Genomic DNA, 20,451 nt, shown 5'->3' with positions numbered 1-20,451 from the left:
CATCTGGAGGAACCGAGCAGTGTCCCCGCGTGACGAACTCGTCGACTATCTCCGTCGTCAGCTGGTGGGGCCCGCCCGGGGCCCGGAGGAGGTGCTCGACGCACCGCCCGACCGGCAGTACCTCATGGGCACCCTTTATGCGCAGGACGCCGATCTGCAGCGGCGGTTGACGGAGACGGCCGAGGTGCTGGACGGCCCCGGCACGGAGAACGACGCCGAGGACACCGCCCCCGCGACCGATCCGATCCCCGAGTCGAACTCCTGGCTCCCGTCGTCGCTCGGGTTCAGCTTCTACACCGACGCCCCGACCGTGGAGGTCAGTTGCGGCGCGGCCCGTTACGAGACGGAGCAGGGCGAGCGCGGGCGCCGGTGGCGGCGCGTCGCGCTTCCCGACGAGACCGTCACCCCGGACGCCGAGCGGATGGCCGTTCTCGACGGCCGGGCGGAGATCCGGTTGCGGCGCCGCCGGTTCGGTGCCGGGCACCTGGTCACCGTGGCGCTGGTGAACACGGCGCGCACGGGGCCCGTCGCGGCCGGGCCCGGGCAGGGGCGGCCGACGCAGTGGGACCGGATGCTGTTCCAGGTCCGGCTGGAGGCCCGGCCGGTGGGCGGTGACGTCCTGCAGTACCCGAGTGTGCGTCTCGCCAGCCGTGACCCGGAGGAGCAGGAGCTCCGGCTCCAGTACCGCCATGTCCGTACCCATGCGGTGGGCCACGGCTGTTCGGTCACCGAGGTGTTCGAGGAGGACCGGGTCACCGGTCTGCGGGCCGCGGTGATGCCGGAGGCGGAGGTGCCCGCCACCAGGGCCGCCGGTCCCGTCGGGCTTCCCGTCCTGCGCGTGCTCCACCTCGCCGACCCCGACGTGCCGGTCGATCGGGTTCGCGAGGAGTTGCTGGCCTTCGTGGACGGGTACCGCCGGTGGTACCTGGAGCAGCGGAACACGGAGGTCCCCGCCTGGGGGCGCGAGGCCGCCGACCGGGTCCTGGACCGCGTCGAGGCGGTGGTCGGGCGCATCGCCTCGGGCGTGCGGACCCTGTGCGACCCCGACCGTCCCGAGCTGCTGGCCGCGTTCCGCACGGCCAACCGGGCCATGGCGCTGCAGATGCGGCATTCGGCGTCCGACCAGGCCGGTGGGCGCCGGGCTCGTCGGGAGGCGACCGCCCACGACCCGGCTCCGTCGCCCGACGCGGTGTGGCGTCCGTTCCAGCTGGCCTTCTTCCTGCTCTCCCTGGACGGGGCCGCCGATCCGTCGCACCCCGACCGGGACACGGCCGACCTGATCTGGTTCCCGACCGGTGGTGGCAAGACGGAGGCATACCTCCTGCTCGCGGCGTTCGTGATGGTCCTGCGTCGCGGCGATCCTCGCGGCGGGGGCACCGCCGTGCTGAGCCGCTACACGCTGAGCCTGCTGACCACCCAGCAGTTCCAGCGTGCCGCCACGACGGTCTGCGCCCTGGAGAAGCTCCGTCGCGAGGACCCCGCGGCCCTCGGCGACGAGCCGTTCTCCATCGGTCTGTGGGTGGGGGAGGCGACCTCTCCGAACTCGTACAAGGCGGCGGTCGACGCCTTCGACGACGTGCGCGCCGCGGCCCGGCCCGATGATGTGTTCATCCTGGACCGGTGTCCGTGGTGCGGGACCCGGATGGTGCCCGAGCGGAAGTCCCCGGACATCGGCGACTACGGGATACGGGCGAAGGCCGACTCGTTCACGTTCCACTGCCCCCGTGACTCGTGCGCCTTCCACGACGAGCTGCCGGTGGCCGTCGTGGACGAGCACCTGTACGACCGGCCGCCGACGTTCGTCCTCGGTACGGTCGACAAGTTCGCGCGCCTGGCCTGGGAGCCGAGGTCGGGGCGGCTGTTCGGGGCCGGGTCCGACCGACTGCCGCCCGCCCTGGTCATCCAGGACGAGCTGCACCTGCTGACCGGCCCGCTGGGCACGACCGTGGGACTGTACGAGTCGGCGGTGCTGGGGCTGTGCACCCGGGACGGCATCGGCCCGAAGGTGGTGGCCTCCACGGCGACGATCCGCCGCTCCGGCGAGCAGGTACGCGGGCTGTACGGGCGTGACGTGCAGCTCTTCCCGCCGTCGGGGCTCGACGCACGCCATTCCTACTTCGCCGAGCCGGACCTCTCGCGTCCGGGACGCCGCTACGTGGGTGTGATGGCGCAGGGCCACACCGCGGGCCGTGCCTCCGTCGCGACGGCCGCCGCCATGATCCAGGGCGCGTGGGAGCTTCCCGAGGAGAGCCGCGACGCCTACTGGACGCTCGTCGCGTACCACCACAGCCTCCGCGAGCTGGGCCGCACCGTCACGGCCGCGGCGGACGACATCCCCGCCCAGCTGGCCGGGCTGGACGGCGGGCGGGGCACGAGGGAGCTGATCGACCATCAGGTGCAGGAGCTGACGAGCAATCTGCCCCGCGCCGAGCAGCCCGTCCTGCTCGACCGGCTGGAGAAGCCGTACACCGACCCCGATTCCGTGTCGTTCCTTCCCTGCACGAACATGCTGTCGGTCGGTGTCGACGTGAAGCGGCTCTCCCTGATGCTGATGCTGGGGCAGCCCAAGACCACCGCCGAGTACATCCAGGCGACCAGCCGGGTGGGCCGTCACTCGGTGCCGGGCCTGGTCGTGACGTTCTTCAACGCGACCCGCCCCCGGGACCGTTCGCACTACGAGACGTTCGACGTCTATCACCGGGCGCTGTACCGGAACGTCGAGCCGACCAGTGTCACCCCGTGGTCCGCGCCGTCGCGGCGCCGCGCGCTGCACGCCGCGCTCGTGATCCTCGTGCGTCACGGTCTCGGTCTGTCCGCCGAGAACCGGGCGGGCGACGTCCTCGACCATCTGCCGGCCGCGGCCGCGCTCGCCGAGGAACTGGCCCTGCGGGCGGCGGCCGGTGACCCGAGGGCGGCGTCGGCCGTCCGCGAGGAGCTGGACGACCTGTTGTCCGCGTGGCAGCAACTGGCGCTCGACGCCCGCAAGGAGGGCAAGGAGCTGTACTACCGCGGTCAGGGCAAGGGGCAGATGAACCTGTTGAAGAACTTCGAGGAGTACGGGGGTCTCTGGGAGACCCCGCACTCGATGCGGAACGTCGACCGGGAGTGCCAGGTGACGGTGAAGGGGGCGGAGCTGTGAGCAGGCGTCTTCGGGTGCGGCAGGCCCAGACGGTGCTTCCGTTCGGGGTCGGGGCCGTCTTCGACATCCAGGGCGAGTCGTTCGTGGCGACGGGCATCGGCGACTGGCCCAGGCGGCGGCAGGAGGTCGAGTCGCCACGGCTGGCCTCCCGGCTCGGGGTGAGCGCGTTCTACGCCGCCCCGCCCGCCGCGGACGACCGGTTCGACCGGCCGGACGCGGCGGGTGCCCCGTACATCAGGTTCCCGTCGTGGCTGTTCTGCGGAGCGTGCCGCCGCATGATCCGCTGGCGCATCGCCGACGAGAAGGCGGGCGTCCCGCCGCGCTGCCCGAGCTGTTCGCCGGTGCGCAAGCTGGCGCCGATGCGGTTCGTGCAGATCTGCGCGAGCGGCCATCTCGGTGATGTCGACTGGTGGTTCTGGGCGCACTCCCGGCTGGATCCCGCCGCCCGGCAGTCCTGCGACACACGTGACCGGCTGCGGTTCAACGTGTCCGAACGCGCCACGGGTCTGGAGGCCCTGTCCGTCCGGTGCACCGCGCAGGGCTGCGGGGCCGCCCGTGACCTGCTCGACGTCCTCGGCACCCATGGGATGCGGTGCTCCGGACGGAATCCCTGGCAGCGGCGCAGCGAGGCGGCGGACTGCACCAAGCCCGTCCAGGTGGTGCAGCGCACCGCGGGCAATCTGTACTACCCGGTGGTCAGTTCCGCCCTCGACATCCCGGAGAGCGACGCCCCCGCCGCCCTCACCGACGAGGCCCTGGCCGAGCGGGTGCGTTCCAGTGACATGTGGGTGCCGCTGTGCCGGGCGCACGGCGGGCCCGCCGAGGACGCCTTCCGCGGTCTGCTCAAGGACGAGACCGGTGCCGACGACGCGCTGCTGGACGCGTTGCTGGCCGAGGAGACGGGCAGTGCTCCCCCGTCGCCGGCCCGGGCGGCCGGTGCCTCCGACGAGCCGGTTGCCCCGGATCTGAGCCGGGAGGAATGGGTGGCCTTCATGTCGCCCGCTCCCCCGGCGACCCGTGACTTCGCCGTCCGCGAGAGCGAACTCGGTCTCGGTCAGGAGGACTCCGAGCCCTGGGTCTCGCTGCGGGAGCGCTTCGGCCGTGTCGTGCTCGCCGACCGGCTCCGCGAGGTACGGGCCCTCCAGGGGTTCCGCCGGGTCTCCCCCACGTCGGCCTTCGTGCCCGCTGACACCGCCCGCCGTCTGCGCTGGCTCCCCGCCGTCGAGGTGTTCGGGGAAGGGCTCCTCCTCACGCTGGACAGGGACGAGCTCACGAAGTGGGAGGACGACGACCGGGTGCGCCGACGGGTGGCCGGTCTGCGCACCGACCTCGGACGCTCGTTCCAGCAGGACCGGTTGGGCACGGTGACGGGCGCCGAGCTCTCCCCGCGTTTCGTCCTGCTGCACACGCTGGGGCACCTCCTCATCCGGCAGCTGTCGTTCGAGTCGGGCTACTCGACGGCGAGCCTGCGCGAGCGCGTGTACGCACGGCCCGAGCACGACCAGTACGGCGTCCTCGTGTACACGGCGGCGGGGGACGCGGAGGGCACCCTGGGCGGTCTCGTCCAGCAGGGCGAACCACCCAGACTCGCGGAGACCCTGCTTCGGATGGCGGAGGCGGCGGCCTGGTGCTCGGCCGACCCGCTGTGCGCGGAACACAGCGGACAGGGCTTCGACAACCTCAACCGTGCGGCCTGTCACGCCTGTGCGCTGCTGCCGGAGACCAGTTGCGAGACGGGCAACACACTGCTCGACCGCGCGCTGGTCGTGGGCGGGGAGCAGGTGCCCGGCTACTTCGAGTCCGTGGTGGCCCAGGCCCGGTCGGCCGCCGCCGCGGCCGTGGAACGGCGGCCCCGATGACCCTCACGTATCTCGATCTCGCTCCCGATCAGCGGGAGTCGCTCGACGCGCTGCCGTTCGACGGCAACCATGTGGTCGACGGTCCGCCCGGCAGCGGCAAGAGCCTGCTGGCCGCCCAGCGGAGTGTGATGCTCGCCCTGACCGGCGGACCGACCGTGCTGCTGACCCGGTCCAACCTGCTGCGGCAGTCCCTCGCCCCGCTGGTCGCCGCGCTCGGCCCGCGGCAGGACGGCGTGGTGGTCGCCACCGCGCACTCCTGGCTGTCCCAGTGGTACCGCGGGAACGCGGGCACCGACCCGACCCGGACGGACACGGGCTGGTTCGAGTGGAGCGAGTTCTTCCACCGGGCGGCCGTGGCCCGGACGCCGCCCGGTTTCTCCGTCGTGGTCGACGAGGGACAGGACCTCCCGCCGGACTTCTACCGCTTCTGCCGGGTGCTGCGGGCGCGGACGACCGTCTACGCCGACGAGTGCCAGCGTCTGACCGAGACGCAGTCGACGCTGGCGGAGATCACGAAGGCGCTCGGGGCCGGTGCCCCGCACCGGCTGGACGGCAACCACCGCAACACCCGGCAGACAGCCGAACTGGCCGCCTGCTTCCGTCTCGGGCCGGACGTGCCCGGACTCCCGCGACGCGAGGGACCGCTGCCGCGTCTGCACCGGCTGCCCGGCCCCGGCACGCTCGTCGACCTGCTCGTCGGTACGGTCGAACGCCATCCGGGGCGGAGCGTCGGGGTGATCCTGAACTCCCTCCGGGACCAGCAGGACCTCCTCACCCGGCTGTCGCGGCGGTCCCCGGGGCTCAAGCCGCAGATGTACACGTCGCAGGCGACCGGCGGCCGGTACCGGAACCTCGATCTCGGACGTCCGGGCATCGTGATCGTGAACCGGGCGAGCGCCAAGGGTCTCGGATTCGACCACGTGGTGGTCCCCGACACGCATGTGGACGCGGCCACCGACCCGACGTCCGCCGCCCTGCGCATGGCCTACTACGTCCTGGTCACGCGCGCCCGCACCGAACTGCACCTCGGGTACGAGGGAACGGAGGAGCCACCGCTCCTGTCGTCGATCCCCCGTCAGCTGCTCTCCCGCGAATGACGCACCGGCCCGTCCCCGTGCCGCCGGACCCTCCGTCCCACCCCGTGGTGGCGGGCCCCGCAGCCGTGCTGATTGACTGTCACGGCCGGTCGGGAGGCCGACGGGGTTCCCCGGGACGGGCCGGGCGGACCAGGGACGAGGGGTGTACGGATGGAGCGCGGTCGGACCGGGTGGGTTCGGGTACCGGTGGGGGACGACGCGGCACGGTGGGCGACGCGGAAGAAGTGTCTGCGGGTCCTCGTCGTCGTGCACAACGTGACCTCCGCGACGCGGCTGCTCGACGTACTGCCCCTGTTCGACGACGACCTGCGCGTCCAGCTGCTGGCGACCTGCACGGGCTCCTCCGCGTTCGCCGCCGGAACGGCCGAGTTGCTGGCCGACGTCGGGGTGCCGGTGCTGCCGTGGGAGCAGGCGGTCGGGACGGACGTCGACCTGGTGATCTCGGCCAGCTTCGGTGGTCAACTGGACGTTTTTTCAGGGAAGTTGGCCATCCTTTCGCACGGTGTTGGATACACTAAAAGGCTGGCAACACCGGACACCGGACACCGGACACCGGACACCGGACACCGGACACCGGGTCGAGGGCGGGGGCGGTGCGGTGCGGTGCCCGCACCCGTCTTCGGGCTCGCGCCGGAGTGGTTGCTGTCCCGGGGCAGGCCCGTCGCGGACGCGCTCGTCCTCTCCCACCCCGAACAGCACGACCGTCTGCGTCTCGCCTGCCCGGCGGCGGCGCCGACCGCCGTCCTCGCCGGGGATCCCTGCTTCGACCGCGTGCTCGCCGCGCGGCCCCTTCGCGAACGCTTCCGCCGTGCGCTGGGGGTACGGCCCGGACAACGGCTCGTCCTGCTCAACTCGACCTGGAATTCCGACTCCCTCTTCGGTGACGGCGCGGAGGACGGGGGCGGAGGCGGCGGTGACGTGGTCGCCGCGCTGCTGGACCGGATCGCGGACGAGTTCCCCGTGGACGAGTTCAGGTTCGCGGCCGTGCTGCATCCCAACATCTGGCACGGACACGGCCCCGGCCAGATCCGCGCCTGGCTCGATCGCGCGCGTCGCGCCGGGCTGACACCGGTCGATCCGCTGAAGGGGTGGCGGCAGGCCCTGCTGGCCGCCGACGCCGTGATCGGCGACCACGGTTCCGTCACCTACTACGCGGCCGCCCTCGGCACTCCCGTGCTCCTGGCCTCCGCGCCGCTGGACGCACTCGACCCGGACGCGCCGATCTCCTCGTTCATGCGGGAGGCCCCGAAGCTCGACCCCGGCGCGCCGCTCGCCCCGCAGCTCGCGGAACTCGTCCGGCGGCACCGGCCGTTGCCCGGTCCCGCCGGGTTCACCACTTCCGTGCCGGGCGAGTCCGCGGTACGGCTGCGGAGGCTCTTCTACTCGATGATGCGCGAGCCGGAGCCCGACCGGCCGGCTTCGCTGACGCCGCTCCCGCTGCCCGACCACGAGACGGCACCGGTCACCGTCCCGTTGCTGGTCCGGTCGCGGGTCCTGGGGCCGGGAGAGGTGGCGATCAGCCGGTGGGCGGGCTCCCGGCCGGCGACCGGGCCAAAGGACGGCGGGGAACTGCATGTCGCGGTGCACGAGGACACCCGTGACGTGGACCGGCTGGACCTGGCCGATGTCGTCTTCCGCGACGGGGCACCCGACGACCCCCGTTTCGGGTCCCCTTCGGTCTGGACGTCCGAGGTGCTCCGCCGCCATCGGGACTGCGCCCTGGCGGCCTATGTCACCGGGCCGTCCGCATGCGTGGTGCGGATGCGCGGCGAGGAACCCCTGCGGTTGACCGCGGTGCCCGCCGCCGGTGCGGAGGACGTCCGCGCAACGGACCCCGCCGCGTACGCCTCCGCCCTGTACTCCTGGCTCGTCGCGGACGGCCCCGATGCGGCCACCGCCCGCGCGCGGCTGGCGCGGGTGGTGGCCGACGGGCTCGTCCTGCGGACGGGCGACCGGGTCCAGCGCGTGCGGGTCGCGGCCCTGGTGCCGCCGGATCCGGGGAGTTGAGGACCGGTCCCCGTCCTACGACGTCACGCAGCGGTCCCGCATGCGGCGCAGATGCAGGAGGTGGTACTCCGCCCGCTGGTCGTCGAGCGTCGTGATCGCCGCCTCGATCAGCGGGAGCGCCGCCCCGGTGTTCTCCTCGTCCAGCCAGGTCTCGGCGAGGTCCGTGAGCGTCCGGGCCGTGTTGTACGTGTCGCCGCCCGCCCCGTCGCCCGGCCGGAAGTACGACAGCGCGGTCTCCAGTCGCCGCCGGGCCTCCTCCCGCCGTCCCAGCCCGCGCAGCGCCCGGCCGCGATGGCGCTCCAGCAGGGCCTCGGCGCGCGGCACGTCGCCCGTCCCCTCGTCCTGGGCGCCCATGGTGTCCAGGATGCCGCCGGCCTCCTCGAAGCAGTCGTACGCCTCCTGGTGCCGCCACTGGCGCAGTCTCAGCAGCCCCAGGAACTCGACGGCCGAGGCGTGCCCCCGCTTGTGGCCCGCCGATTCCTCGGCGCGGGCGGCGGCCCGCGCCGCCTCCTCGGCCTCCTCCCAGCGTCCCGTTTCGGTGAGGGAGTGCGCGAGCTGCGCTTGGAGCGCCCCGGCGTCGGGGCCGTCGGCCAGGCGCGCCCCGGTCCTGAGCGCCGGCAGCAGCATCTCGTGGTGGCCCGCCTTGAGCTGGAGCGGCCACAGCGCACGGCACAGGCGTACGGCGGTGACCGGGTCGCCGGACTCCTCGGCGCACCGCACCGCCTCGACCAGGTTGACCGCTTCCACGAGCAGCGAGCCGAGGGCGGCACCCCGGTCCTCGTACCGCTGCCCGGCCCGGTCCCCGGGCGGTGCCGGGACGCGCCAGCTCTCCGGGAGCGCCTGGTGGGCGGCCGATGCCGCCAGGTCGGCGTACGCGATCAGCGTGCGGCCGAGGGCGGCCGAGCATCCGGCGATGCCGTCCTCGCGGATCGCGACCGCCTCGGCGTGGGCGCGGACCCCGGGACGGTAGTGGAAGCGGCCGGTCCCGCTCCCGTGGTGTTCCAGGAGCATCCGGTCCGCGAGGTCCTCCAGGCGTTCCGCCGTGGCCGCGGGGTCGTCGCCGGTGGTGCGTGCGGCGATCGCGGCGTCGAAGGCGGGCCAGCCGCGCAGCGCCATCAGCCGGTACAGCCGCGCGGACTCCGGTGCCAGGAGCCGGTAGTTGTCCTCGGCGGCCCCGCGCACCGGATCGCCGTCCGTCCCGGCGCCGCGCGGCGGGAGCGTGGGGGCGGAGAGCTGGTGGGCGGCGGCCCGCAGGGCGTACGGCGAACCGCCGCAGCGGGCGAGCAGCGAGGGGAGCGTGGCGCGGGCGGCGGCGACGGTGGACTTGTCGGTGATGTCGGTGAGCAGACGCTTCGCGTCCTTGTCCGTGAGCGGGCCGACGGGCACGCGCACGGCGTCGATGCCGGGGAAGGGGTTCCGGGCGACCACGACGGTGAACACGCCGGGCGCCGAGGTGAGGAACGGCCGCACCTGCGAGGCGGAGTAGGCGTGGTCGAGCACGACCAGGAGTTCGAGGTCGGCCACCCGTCGGTGGAAGGACTCGCCGAGTTGCTCGGTGGCGGGCGGCATCTCCTCGTCCGGCACTCCCAGTTGGCGGAGCAGCACCCGCAGCACGGTTCCGGAGTCGCGGGCGCCACCCGTCCGGCCGCCGCCCAGGTCGGCGTAGATCCGGCCGTCCGGGAAGAGCTCGGCGGACTGCGCGCCGAAGTGCACGGCGAGGGTACTGGACCCCATGCCGTCCGGACCGTGCACCAGTGCGGCCCGGGGCCGCCCGTCCGCGCGCCGGGTCGCCTCCCGCCGGAGTCGCTTCATCGCCTCCTTGCGGTCGGTGAAGAACCTTATGGAGGCGGGGAGGTTCGACCGCACCGGCCCGGCCGGACCCGTCCCGCCGTCGCCCACCCTCGACGCGAACGAGCGCCAGTGGGCGGCGAGTCGCGGGTCCTCGTGGATTCGCTCGTGCATCATGCGGGCCACGTCGTCCCGCTCGTCCTGCGCCGCGGGGGCCGGGACCTCCCGGCCGACGATCCTGCGCACGACGCCGCCGGTCGATTCCCAGGCCCACTTCCCGGCCTCGTTGGCCATCCCCGCGCCGACCGCACCGAGTACCGCCGAGATCGCCGCCACCGACGTGGGATCCAGCATGTCGCGCACTCCTCGTTCCCGGCGTTCCGCGCGGTGCGCCCTCCCCGACACCGTCGCTGTCGCCGTGCGGATCAACGTTAGCGTCCGGTGGGTCAATATCCCCTGGGCATCACGATGATGATCGTCAGGAGTCCGAATCCGGTCGCCTCTCCCGGACGTCCGGACACCGGCCTTTCGTGAAGGCTCCAGAAGGTTCAGGCGGAATCAACTCATCCGGCCCGCCTCGTTCCGGTCGCCGACGGGACCGGTCGGCGTTTTCCGCTCCGCGGCGGCCCCGGCCGGTGCGGGGAGCGGCTTCGGATGTGTTCGGCAGGGTGTGCGTCCCGTTGGATATCCTGACGGTTGTTCCAGGTCATCACGGCGTGCCCCGTCGGCCGTCCGCCGCGGGCCCACGGCCGTCGAGGGGAGAAGCCGTGCAGGGAGCAGCCGCACACCGGGGGTCGGCCAGGAAGGCCGAGCAGGCCTGGCAGCAGGCGATGGCCCTGTTCCACCAGGGCGACATGGCCGCCGCGGCCGAGCGGTTCTCCCTCGCCACGACGCACGATCCGTTCGCCGCCGACGCCTGGCTGGGGTTGCACGCGACCGGGCAGCGCCAGAAGGAGGCGCTGGACGGCATGCTCCGCAGTTCCGGTTCGTTCGGCGCGCTGCGCACGAAGTTCGGGATGCCGCTCCGTTCCCGGTTCCAGCTCGGCCACTACGTCACCTTCAGGCTGGAGAACGCCCGCGACCTCTGGGTGGCGGCCCAGGCGGCACTGCTGGACGCGGGCCGGCTCGACGAGGCGTGGGCCGGTCTCTCCTCGGCCCAGCTGGACTGCGACGAGACCCGTTTCATCTGCACCCGTTACGCCTTCCTCAAGGAGGACTGGTCGCTGGTGCTGCGGTTCGCGCCGGGAATCCAGGACGCGTTCCTGTACGACGAGGCCCAGCTGTACGTCGGCGCCTCGCTGTTCGCGCAGGGGGTCTGCCACGAATCCCTGAACGTGCTGGCGGAGCTGCCGAGGAAGCTGGAGGCCGGGAGCCGTTTCGACGCCGAGGTCAAGTACTTCATGGGACGTTCCCTGGAGTCGCTGGGCCGGGCGGACGAGGCGCTGAAGCGGTACCAGTACGCGTTCCGGTGCGCTCCGGGTCTCTTCGACGTGGACGTGCGCGCCCAGGCGCGTTCCAGTGCGCCGACGGCCTCGTCGGTGGCCGGGGTGTCCTCCCCCACCGCCCCTTCTTCCGGTCCTTCGTCCTCGCCCACGCCCTCCGCGAGGACGACCGCCCCGGCTGCCGCTCCGGGCATCGCAGAAGGTTCCGGGCAGGACGACGGGGACGGGTTGTCGCAGGAGGAGCGGGACCGGCTGCTCGCCGAGGCGCAGCAGGCTCTCGACGACATGATCGGGCTGGAGCCGGTGAAGCGGCAGGTCCTCACGATGATCGCGCAGCTGCGCATGGCGGCGTTCCGGGAGGAGCAGGGACTGCCGAGCGGCGCCCGGCCCCGGCACTTCGTCTTCGCGGGCCCTCCCGGCACCGGGAAGACCACCGTCGCCCGCATCATCGGCAAGGTGTTCGCCGGGCTGGGGCTGTTGCGGTCCGGTCATGTCGTGGAGGCCCAGCGCGTCGATCTCGTCGGGCGGCACCTCGGGTCCACCGCCATCAAGACCAGCGAGGTCATCGACTCCGCCCTGAACGGCGTGCTGTTCATCGACGAGGCGTACGCCCTGTCCAACAGCGGGTACAGCGGTGGCGACGCGTTCGGCGACGAGGCGCTCCAGGTGCTCCTGAAGCGGGCCGAGGACGACCGGGACCGGCTCGTCGTCGTGCTCGCCGGGTACCGCGAGGAGATGACCGAGCTGCTCGCCGCCAACCCGGGCCTGGTGTCCAGGTTCAACACCCGGGTCGACTTCCCCTCGTACTCCGCGCCGGAGCTGCTCCTGATCGCCCGATCCGTCCTGGCCCGTCAGGGCGACGAGCCCGACGAGGCGGCCATGGCCGCGCTCGGCGCCATCTTCACCTCGGCAGTGGACGGCGGCATGGCCGACACCCTGGGCAATGCCCGGTTCGTGCGCGAGCTCTGCCAGAAGGTCGCCGCGCAACGGGACCTGCGGCTGTACGCCGAGCACGCGACGGGCACGACGCCCACCCGGGAGGAGATCGTCACCGTGCTCGCCCCGGACGTGGCGGCGGCCCACCAGGAGCTCATGGAGTCCCACGGGGACCCTGCGGCATGAGTGCCGGTCCCGGACCCGGACCCGAGCCCGAGCTCTGAGCTCTGAGCTCTGAGCTCTGAGCTCTGAGCTCTGAGCCGGAACGCCGCCGTTCACGGGCCCGTTCCGGCTCCGGGCCTCATTCGTACCGTTGCGGAAAGACTCCCGGCATCCGATGTCTACCCACGGGTAACTCCCCCTGCTTTGATGGGCGGCACCACTTCCCCCTTCCGCATCAGGAGTACCTGTGCCGCATTCAGCGATCCGCCGTGTCTCCGGCGCGGCCCTGGCCGCCGTGCTCGCCGCGGCGGCACTGGCCGCCAACGCTCCGCAGGCATCGGCGGCGGACGCCCCGTCGCTGCGCGTCCTGACGTACAACACGTTCCTCTTCAGCAAGACCCTCTACCCGAACTGGGGTCAGGACCACCGCGCGGCCGAGATACCGAAGACGTCGTTCTTCCGGGGCAATGACGTCGTCGTCCTCCAGGAGGCGTTCGACAACTCCTCGTCCGACGCGCTGCTGAACAACGCAGCCGCCCAGTACCCCTACCGGACGCCGGTGGTGGGCCGGAGCAAGAGCGGCTGGGACGCGACCGGTGGGGCGTACTCGGCCCTCACCCCGGAGGACGGGGGCGTCACCGTGCTCAGCAAGTGGCCCGTCGTCCGCAAGGAGCAGTACGTCTACAAGGACGCCTGCGGCAGCGACCGCTGGTCCAACAAGGGCTTCGCCTACGCCGAGCTCGACGTCAACGGTGCACGGGTGCACGTGGTGGGCACCCACACGCAGTCGACCGACCCCGGCTGCGGCGCGGGCGAGGCCGCCGCCAAGCGCAGCCTGCAGTTCAAGGAGCTCGACGCCTTCCTCGACGCCAAGAACATTCCGGCGTCCGAACAGGTCGTCGTGGCCGGGGACTTCAACGTGGACTTCCACTCCCCCGAGTACTCCTCGATGCTCGCCGACGCCGGGCTGGCCCCTGCCTCGGCGCGCACCGGACACCCGTACTCCTTCGACACCCGGGACAACTCGATCGCCGCCGACCGCTACCCCGACGACCCCCGGGAGGACCTCGACCACGTCCTGTACCGCGCCGGGCACGCGCAGCCGTCCGGGTGGACGAACGAGGTGGTGAAGGAGCGGAGCGCGCCCTGGACCGTCAGCAGCTGGGGCAGGAGCTACACGTACACCAACCTCTCCGACCACTACCCGGTGATCGCGTCGGCACGGTAGCCCCGACGGCGGGGAAGCGTGGGGCGGGGCGTCGTGCCGACGGCGTACCTCCCCGCCCCACGACCGGTACACCGCACCGGGCGACCGGAAAGGCCCCCTGACGAGCTCATCTACGATCGTTTCGTGTGCGCACATGTCATAGTCGCCGAAGACGACGAGAAGCAGGCCGAGCTCGTACGCCGCTATCTGGAGCACGAGGGCCACACGGTCGGGGTCGTCGGTGACGGCCTCGCGGCCCTCGCCGAGGTCCGGCACCGGGAGCCCGACCTGCTGGTGCTCGACGTGATGATGCCGCGGGCCGACGGTCTGGACGTGGTGCGGGTGCTGCGCGCCGAGCACCGGGAGGTGCCGGTACTGATGCTGACCGCCCGCAGCACCGAGGACGATCTGCTGCTGGGGCTGGATCTCGGCGCGGACGACTACATGACGAAGCCGTACAGTCCGCGCGAACTGATGGCCCGGGTGCGGACCCTGCTGCGCCGCAGCCGGCGGGGTCCGGCGGCGGCCGGGCCCGTCACGGACCGGGTGCTGCGGGTCGGAACGCTGGCGGTCGACCCCGACCGGCACGAGGTGTCGGTCGGGGACCTGGCCGTGGAGTGCACGCCCGGTGAGTTCCGGATCCTCGCCGCCATGGCGGCCGAGCCCGACCGGGTCTTCACCCGGCAGCGGCTCCTGGAGGAACTGCACGGCTTCGACCGGTACGTCAGCTTCCGCACCGTCGACGTGCACATCATGAACCTGCGCAAGAAGCTCGAACCCGCTCCCCGCCGGCCGGTCAGACTGCTCACCGTCTTCGGGGTCGGGTACAAGCTGACGGACCCGGAGCGGAAGGCCCCGCGTGCGTCGTCGTGACCGGGAGCGGCGCGACGGCGCCGTCCGCCGTGGTGACCAGGGGTCCGACGCCGCCGTCCGCCGTGACCGGCAGCGGGCACGACTGCCGCTGCGCAAGAGCCTGTTCGGCCGGTTGCTGACGGTGTCCGCGCTGGTGGCAGCCTGTTCGGTGGCTGCCACCGCCTGGATCGCCGTGCAGACCACCTCCGGCGCCATCAAGCAGGAGCAGGGCCAGAACCTCACCGCCGACGCCCGGATCTACAACACCCTGCTCGGGTACGCGGCGAGCCACCCCACCTGGGAGGGCGTCGGGGACACCGTCCACGACCTGGCCCGCCGGTCGGGCCGCAGGATCGCGCTCACCACCGAACAACGACGCCCCCTCGCCGACTCCGTGGACTCCGCCGACCGGCCGTCGCCGCCCGCGCTGCCGCACCGGGCGTCGGCGATCGTGGACCCGCTGGCCGTGGACACCGCCCTGTCCCGGACCGTCGACCGGCCGGGCGCCGTGGCCGACCGGGTGGATCCGCGCGCGGTGGGCCCGTTCCTGCTGCCCGCGGCCGAACGCACGGCGCTGCGGCGGGCCGCCGACCGGAGCGTGGCGTGCCTGAACGAGGTCGGGGTCGCGGCGGACGTGGTCCGGAGCCCGAGCGGGCGCCCGAGCATCCAGGTCGTGGGCAACGGCCCGGACCGCATGCAGGACGCCCGGTGCGCGTCCGAGGACCTGAACGGGCCGACGGCCACCGAACGGAAGGCCCTGGACGCGCTCAACCGGCTCGCCAACGCCTGTCTCAAACGTCAGGGCCGTACGGGCGTCCAGCTCGATCTGGACCTGTCCTGGGGCGGCGGCCCCGCACCCGCGGCCGCCGGGACCTCCCCCGTCCCGTCGCCCGCGCCGAGCGTCCGGACCGGCGAGGACGACCGGGCCACCGCCTCCTGCGTGGGCACGGCCCGCCGCGAGCAGCTCAGCTCCTACGTCGCCTCGCCCGCGCTGCTGTTCATCGGTGACGAGGGCGACGCGACCGTTCCCGGCTTCGACCTCTCCCCGGCGAACACGGCGAAGATCGCGGGCGCGGCGGCCCTCGTCCTGGCACTCACCGTCGGCGCCACGGTCCTCGCAGGCTCCCGCCTCGTACGGCCGCTGCACGCGCTCACCGGTGCCGCGCAGCGCATGCGGGACGGCGAGGACTCCGTACCGGTGCTGGTCTCCGACGACAACGAGATCGGCCGTCTCGCCGCCGCGTTCAACGACATGGCGGACCACCGCACGCGGCTGGAGGCACAGCGCAAGGACATGGTCAGCGACGTCGCCCACGAGCTGCGCACGCCGCTGAGCAACATCCGGGGCTGGCTGGAGGCCGCGCAGGACGGGCTGGCGGAGCCCGATCCGGCGTTCATCTCCTCGCTCCACACCGAGGCCGTGCAGTTGCAGCACATCATCGACGACCTCCAGGACCTGGCCGCGGCCGACGCGGGCGCGCTGCGGCTGCACCCCGAACCGGTGCGTGTCGAGGACGTCCTGGCGCAGGTGGTCGCGGCGCATCAGGCGCGGGCCGAGACGGCGGGGGTCGCGCTCTCGGCACCGTCGACGGCCGACGCCCCCGCCCACGTGTTGTGGGCCGACCCCGTACGGCTGCGTCAGGCCATCGGCAACCTGGTCTCCAACGCCGTGCGCCACACCCCGGCGGGCGGGTGCGTGACGGTACGCGCGTACGGCTCCGGGGCTTCGGCGGACGGAAAGGGCCCGGGCGAGGAGGACCCGGCCGGGGAAGTCGTGGTCGTCGAGGTCGCCGACACGGGCAGTGGCATCTCGGCCGAGAACCTGCCGCATGTCTTCGACCGCTTCTGGCGCGCCGAGAAGTCGCGCAGTCGCCGTACCGGTGGCAGCGGGCTGGGGCTGGCGATCGTACGGAAGCTGGCGGAGGCGCACGGGGGTTCGGTGGGCGCGGTGAGCGTCGAGGGCGAGGGCTCGGTGTTCACGCTCCGACTGCCGGCGGGGCCGACCGGGCCAATGGGGCCGACGGGGCCAACAGGGGCGACGGACAGGGTGTCGGACGAGGCATCGGGCAGGGCGTCGGAGGGCACGGGCCGGGGCTGATGCGATGACCACACCGTTCTGACAGCTTCTTCATAACTTCACGCCAGCCTGTCGGCATGCCTCGCGCCCGGTGCGAACCGGACCCCGGGCGCCATCGAGGCCGACCTGGAATGGAGTCCTGCCCCATGCCCAACCGCCTGTCCCTGCGTACCGTCGTCCTCGCCGCCGTCGCGGCGGGTGCGGTGCTCGTACCGTCCGCCTCGGCCTTCGCCGACGCCACCCCCTCCCCGTCGGCCCCGTCCGGCGAGCGGTCCGCCGCGGCCCGCTCCGGCGAGCCCTCCAGCGCTCCCGCCGCGGACGCCCAGCCGTCCGTGCTGCCCCGCGGTGGCGTGGCCGCCGGTGACAGCCCCGCCCCCGCCCCCGCTGTGGCCGAGGACGGTTCGGGGAAGACGGCCCCCGCCCCGCGCGGAGGCGTAGACGCGGGCGAGCGCATCGCCGGAACCCAGGGCGACAACACCACCGCGATCGCCGGTTCGGCCGCCGCCGCGCTCCTGCTCGCCGGAGCGGGCACGGTCGTGCTGCGCCGCCGCTCGGCCGCGCAGCGCAACGGCTGACCCATCACCCCTCACGGCCCGGGAGGCCGGCCGGTCGTCGAGGCGGCCGGGGCCCCGCCGCCGTCCGTACTCCGTGGCGCCGTCCGTTCCCGGACGGCGCCACTGCCGATCCCCGCCCAGACCTGGAGCCCCCATGCCTTGTACGCCGCTCCCGCTCCGCCGCGCCGCGCTTCCCGCGCTCGTCTGCCTCGCCCTCGTCCTCACCGGCTGCTCCTCGGACACCGTGGACGACAGCGGCGCGAGCACCCGCTCCGACGCCCCGGAACGGACCGGGTCGAAGTCGGAGAAGGCCGGGTCGAAAAACACTGTGGGGGCCGGAAGGTCCGGAGGTTCCCGGTCCGCGACGGCCGTCCCCGTCCGCATCGGCATCCCCTCGCTCGGGATCGACAGCGAGCTGATGCGCCTCGGTCTCAACCCGGACGGCACCGTCGAGGTCCCGCCCGCCGAGAAGGGCATGACCGCCGGCTGGTACACGGGCGGCGCCGTTCCCGGCGAACCGGGTGCCGCGGTCGTCATCGGACACAACGACACCCGGTTCGGGAAGGCCGTCTTCCACGACCTGAAGAAGATCGGCAAGGGCGCCGACATCGCGATCCACAACGACCGGGGCGCCGAACTCCACTTCAGGGTCACCGGCACCGAGACCGTCAGCAAGAAGGCGTTCCCGACCGAGAAGGTCTACGGTCCCACCGACGCCCGCACCCTGCGCCTCATCACCTGCGACGGCGCCTTCGACGACCAGGGACACCCGGTGGACAACCTGATCGTGTACGCGAACCGGAGCTGAGGAAACCCCCGCTGTCCTGCCCCAGAGCCCCAGGACCCCAGGACCCCAGGACCCGGGCAACGGGTCCTGGGGCCTGCGCGTCACGGGATCAGGCGCAGTTGTGTGCGGCGCTGGTGCTGGAGCCGATCACCACGCCGATCCCGCCGAGGCCGGTCACGTGGAGTGCGTTGACCGTGAGCCCGTCGGCGGTCTCCGTCTGCTCGTTGACGACGACCTTCACCCCGACCCCGAGGTCGATCGTGTGGTTCGGGGTGTTCGGCACCGTGACCGGAGTGCCCGCGATGCTCAAGGTGAGCGTCGTGGACCCCTTCTTCGACGTGCAGGTGCTGGTCGAGGAGGTGGTGAGCCCCGACACCTGGACGACCGGCAGGCCGGGCAGACCCACTGTGGCCTTGGAGACGGTCGACGTGGCGGTCACCGAGTTCGGCCCGACGTCCATGACGACCTCGGCGCAGAGGGCGTCGGCGGACAGGACGAGTGCGTTGATGCCCTGCGCACAGGCCGGGGCCACCTTCCCGGCACCCGCCGTACGCACCTCACCCGTGTCCGGAGTCGGCGCGATCACGAGCGGCAGCACCAGCACCGGAACCTTCGCCGACAGACCGTACGCCCGCCCACTCACATACTGGAGCTTCAACACCGTCATACGCGAGCGCCGTGTCCTTCTGAACCGGCGGCTTCGAACCGCCGCCCACGTCCAGCTGGTTCTGGTCGATCGTGAACTCCACACCGCCGTATCCCTCGGTGACGATGCCGCCGTACTGCTTTATGCGCTGGTGGTCGGCCCACAGGTGATCCGGGATCGCCGGGTCGTCGGTGGTGTCCTTCCCGTCCCAGTTCGCGAAGTCGATGACATCGGGCATGGGGTGGTTCGATCCGTCCGCCTTCACCAGGTCGGCGATGAGAGAGGACAGGCTCCCGTAGACACCGGAGACGTGTCCCAGTTCGTGCAGGGTCGTGGTCCACGACTTCAGGAAGGGCATGACCAGGGCCGTGGTGTCCGGTCCCGGGTCGTAGTTCTCCATGTTGAAGTAGAGAACCGACCCCTTCCCGAAGCCGACGCCCTCCGCCTGGGCGACCGCGTCCCGGGCCTCTTCCGCGCCCTGCCGTTCCGGATCGGTGATCACTTCGCGTTCCCGGCCGCCGTCGTCACCGCAACTACCGGCGTTCGCGTCCGCCTGGCGGCCGACGTGGATGGGGAAGAAGCGCCAGTCATCGGCGTACTGGGTCTGCAACCACTGCGAGTCGATGGTGATGTCGCATCCCGCGTTGACGCCGCCGATGTACACACCGATGGCGCTGTACGGGGATTCCTCCTGCCAGACGTTCATGTCGCCCGTGGAAGGGGCTCCGCACTTGTCGAAGCCCTTGCCCTGGAAGGAGGTCGCGTCCGCCGGAACGGCCGCGACCGAGGGCGGCCCCGCCGTCGCCGTGGTGGAGCCGGCGTCGTCGACGGGCAACGAGGCGCTGCGCAGGACGGCCTGGATCCGTTGCCGGTCGTCACCGTAGGCCGCGGTGACCGAGATCCCGTCCACGGTCGCCTCGTACGTGCGCGAGGTGCGGTTCTCGGTGACCCTCGCCTCGTCGGCGGCGGCCTCCGCGGGCTCCAGCAGGAGCGCTTCGGTACGGCCGAACACCGTGGCCGGGCAGTCCTGTCGGGCACCGGGCGTGCCGAGGTACACGGCGTGCCGGTCGAAGCGCACGCAGGTCTCCGGATCGTCCCGGAGGTCGATGACCTCCCACGATTCCGGAACGGTGAACGCGCGCCCCTGGTAGGTCACCGCCGCTTCGGTGGCGCGGCCGACTCGGCCGCATGGGCCGGACCGGGCGAGCCCGCGGTGAGCGCGGCGGTGACGGACAGCGCGGACAACGCGGACAGCGCTCCACGCCTGGGGCGGCGCATGGGTCGGCTCATGAGTCCGGACACGGATGCGGGTACGGATCGGTGCGTGGATCCGGGCCTGGATCGGCGCATGCTGAAGAGAGGTCTGTGCTGCGTGATGGTTCCCCCCGAAACCGGGCGCCGGGTTCTGTTCCGGCGCATCTCGAGCGTTGACCTCGGCGAGACTGAAGCAGTGGCGTGTCTCCGTCAATCAATGGCTCGTGGATCCGGTCACCACTACCGACGGGTCACCCGGAATCGCGGAACGGGATGTTTGCAGCGGGAGCGAAACGGACTATGGAGAGCCGGTGAAGCACCGGGTCGCTCAGTCGGCCTCACCCGCGCTCCGGGGGGACGTCCACAGAAAACCCACCGTGCCTTCACGGTGCCTGTTTGGCCGGATGGCGACCGCGGTACGGCGCGTTCCGCGTACCGCTCTCCATGCGAAGGCAGCGATGTGACGCCGGGCCGGGTCCGCAAAGGTGCGGGTGGGTGGCCGAGGGGCTGTTCTCCGGCGTGGCCGGGGCGCGCCCCCGCCCCCCCCGCCCCAAACCCGCCCCCCGAAAGGGCCACCGGCACCCCCGGCGGGAATAACACAAACCCCACAGATCCGGGCCGGGCCGGCTCAGCCCCGGTCGCGC

The 20,451-nt window shown here is 72.6% G+C and carries 14 protein-coding genes; 10 read left to right on the top strand and 4 right to left on the bottom strand.

Annotated elements, in window-relative coordinates; all coding sequences use genetic code 11:
* Positions 1 to 19: 19 nt before the first annotated feature.
* From ABZZ04_RS27340 to ABZZ04_RS27325, 4 genes are all read left to right on the top strand, one after another.
* The gene (locus tag ABZZ04_RS27340; protein WP_356934876.1) at positions 20 to 3,139 is read left to right on the top strand and encodes a helicase-related protein; all 3,120 of its coding nucleotides are present in this window, start codon (positions 20 to 22) and stop codon (positions 3,137 to 3,139) included.
* On the top strand, positions 3,136 to 4,998 hold the full coding sequence (gene drmB, locus ABZZ04_RS27335; RefSeq protein ID WP_356934875.1) for a DrmB family protein: 1,863 nt from the start codon (positions 3,136 to 3,138) through the stop codon (positions 4,996 to 4,998). The genes ABZZ04_RS27340 and drmB overlap by 4 nt, the downstream gene beginning before the upstream one ends.
* Positions 4,995 to 6,095 (top strand): DNA helicase, encoded by a 1,101-nt coding sequence (locus tag ABZZ04_RS27330; RefSeq protein WP_356934874.1) that lies wholly within the window; start codon positions 4,995 to 4,997, stop codon positions 6,093 to 6,095. Before drmB ends, ABZZ04_RS27330 begins: the two co-directional genes overlap by 4 nt.
* A 150-nt stretch (positions 6,096 to 6,245) precedes the next feature.
* Positions 6,246 to 8,102: a hypothetical protein gene (locus ABZZ04_RS27325; RefSeq protein WP_356934873.1), complete on the top strand. Its 1,857-nt coding sequence runs from the start codon at positions 6,246 to 6,248 to the stop codon at positions 8,100 to 8,102.
* Between the two features lie 15 nt (positions 8,103 to 8,117).
* Here ABZZ04_RS27325 and ABZZ04_RS27320 read toward each other — a convergent pair whose 3' ends face one another.
* Entirely contained in the window at positions 8,118 to 10,244 is a 2,127-nt protein-coding gene (locus tag ABZZ04_RS27320; protein WP_356934872.1) for a tetratricopeptide repeat protein, read from the bottom strand.
* A gap of 413 nt (positions 10,245 to 10,657) precedes the next feature.
* Between ABZZ04_RS27320 and ABZZ04_RS27315 the strand changes: the two genes are divergently transcribed.
* From ABZZ04_RS27315 to ABZZ04_RS27290, 6 genes are all read left to right on the top strand, one after another.
* Positions 10,658 to 12,454 (top strand): AAA family ATPase, encoded by a 1,797-nt coding sequence (locus ABZZ04_RS27315; RefSeq protein ID WP_356934871.1) that lies wholly within the window; start codon positions 10,658 to 10,660, stop codon positions 12,452 to 12,454.
* Positions 12,455 to 12,677: 223 nt separating this feature from the next.
* Positions 12,678 to 13,658, top strand: a complete 981-nt coding sequence (gene sph / locus ABZZ04_RS27310) for a sphingomyelin phosphodiesterase (RefSeq protein ID WP_356934870.1) — start codon at positions 12,678 to 12,680, stop codon at positions 13,656 to 13,658.
* Between the two features lie 123 nt (positions 13,659 to 13,781).
* Positions 13,782 to 14,510, top strand: a complete 729-nt coding sequence (locus ABZZ04_RS27305) for a response regulator transcription factor (RefSeq protein WP_356934869.1) — start codon at positions 13,782 to 13,784, stop codon at positions 14,508 to 14,510.
* 121 nt (positions 14,511 to 14,631) lie between these two features.
* Positions 14,632 to 16,587 (top strand): HAMP domain-containing sensor histidine kinase, encoded by a 1,956-nt coding sequence (locus tag ABZZ04_RS27300; protein WP_356934943.1) that lies wholly within the window; start codon positions 14,632 to 14,634, stop codon positions 16,585 to 16,587.
* 125 nt (positions 16,588 to 16,712) lie between these two features.
* Positions 16,713 to 17,141 (top strand): hypothetical protein, encoded by a 429-nt coding sequence (locus ABZZ04_RS27295; protein ID WP_356934868.1) that lies wholly within the window; start codon positions 16,713 to 16,715, stop codon positions 17,139 to 17,141.
* 133 nt (positions 17,142 to 17,274) lie between these two features.
* On the top strand, positions 17,275 to 17,928 hold the full coding sequence (locus ABZZ04_RS27290; protein ID WP_356934867.1) for a class F sortase: 654 nt from the start codon (positions 17,275 to 17,277) through the stop codon (positions 17,926 to 17,928).
* A gap of 88 nt (positions 17,929 to 18,016) precedes the next feature.
* Here ABZZ04_RS27290 and ABZZ04_RS27285 read toward each other — a convergent pair whose 3' ends face one another.
* The 3 genes from ABZZ04_RS27285 to ABZZ04_RS27275 are packed head-to-tail and all read right to left on the bottom strand — an operon-like array spanning position 18,017 to position 19,831.
* Positions 18,017 to 18,505 (bottom strand): choice-of-anchor P family protein, encoded by a 489-nt coding sequence (locus ABZZ04_RS27285; protein ID WP_356934866.1) that lies wholly within the window; start codon positions 18,503 to 18,505, stop codon positions 18,017 to 18,019.
* Positions 18,465 to 19,709 (bottom strand): glycoside hydrolase domain-containing protein, encoded by a 1,245-nt coding sequence (locus ABZZ04_RS27280; RefSeq protein ID WP_356934865.1) that lies wholly within the window; start codon positions 19,707 to 19,709, stop codon positions 18,465 to 18,467. The genes ABZZ04_RS27285 and ABZZ04_RS27280 overlap by 41 nt, the downstream gene beginning before the upstream one ends.
* A complete protein-coding gene (locus ABZZ04_RS27275; protein ID WP_356934864.1) occupies positions 19,706 to 19,831 on the bottom strand; it encodes a hypothetical protein in 126 nt (41 codons plus the stop codon). The genes ABZZ04_RS27280 and ABZZ04_RS27275 overlap by 4 nt, the downstream gene beginning before the upstream one ends.
* Between the last annotated feature and the right edge of the window lie 620 nt (positions 19,832 to 20,451).

This window comes from Streptomyces sp. NPDC006435 (genome assembly GCF_040612315.1).
Taxonomy (GTDB): Bacteria; Actinomycetota; Actinomycetes; order Streptomycetales; family Streptomycetaceae; genus Streptomyces.
This window is presented reverse-complemented; position numbering and strand designations above follow the sequence as displayed.

Excerpts from the sequence above, each read along its gene's own strand:
- ABZZ04_RS27330 (WP_356934874.1), top strand. The coding sequence starts at position 4,995 with ATGACCCTCACGTATCTCGATCTCGCTCCCGATCAGCGGGAGTCGCTC.
- ABZZ04_RS27325 (WP_356934873.1), top strand. The coding sequence starts at position 6,246 with ATGGAGCGCGGTCGGACCGGGTGGGTTCGGGTACCGGTGGGGGACGAC.
- ABZZ04_RS27320 (WP_356934872.1), bottom strand. The coding sequence starts at position 10,244 with ATGCTGGATCCCACGTCGGTGGCGGCGATCTCGGCGGTACTCGGTGCG.
- ABZZ04_RS27295 (WP_356934868.1), top strand. The coding sequence starts at position 16,713 with ATGCCCAACCGCCTGTCCCTGCGTACCGTCGTCCTCGCCGCCGTCGCG.
- ABZZ04_RS27290 (WP_356934867.1), top strand. The coding sequence starts at position 17,275 with ATGCCTTGTACGCCGCTCCCGCTCCGCCGCGCCGCGCTTCCCGCGCTC.
- ABZZ04_RS27275 (WP_356934864.1), bottom strand. The coding sequence starts at position 19,831 with ATGCGCCGCCCCAGGCGTGGAGCGCTGTCCGCGTTGTCCGCGCTGTCC.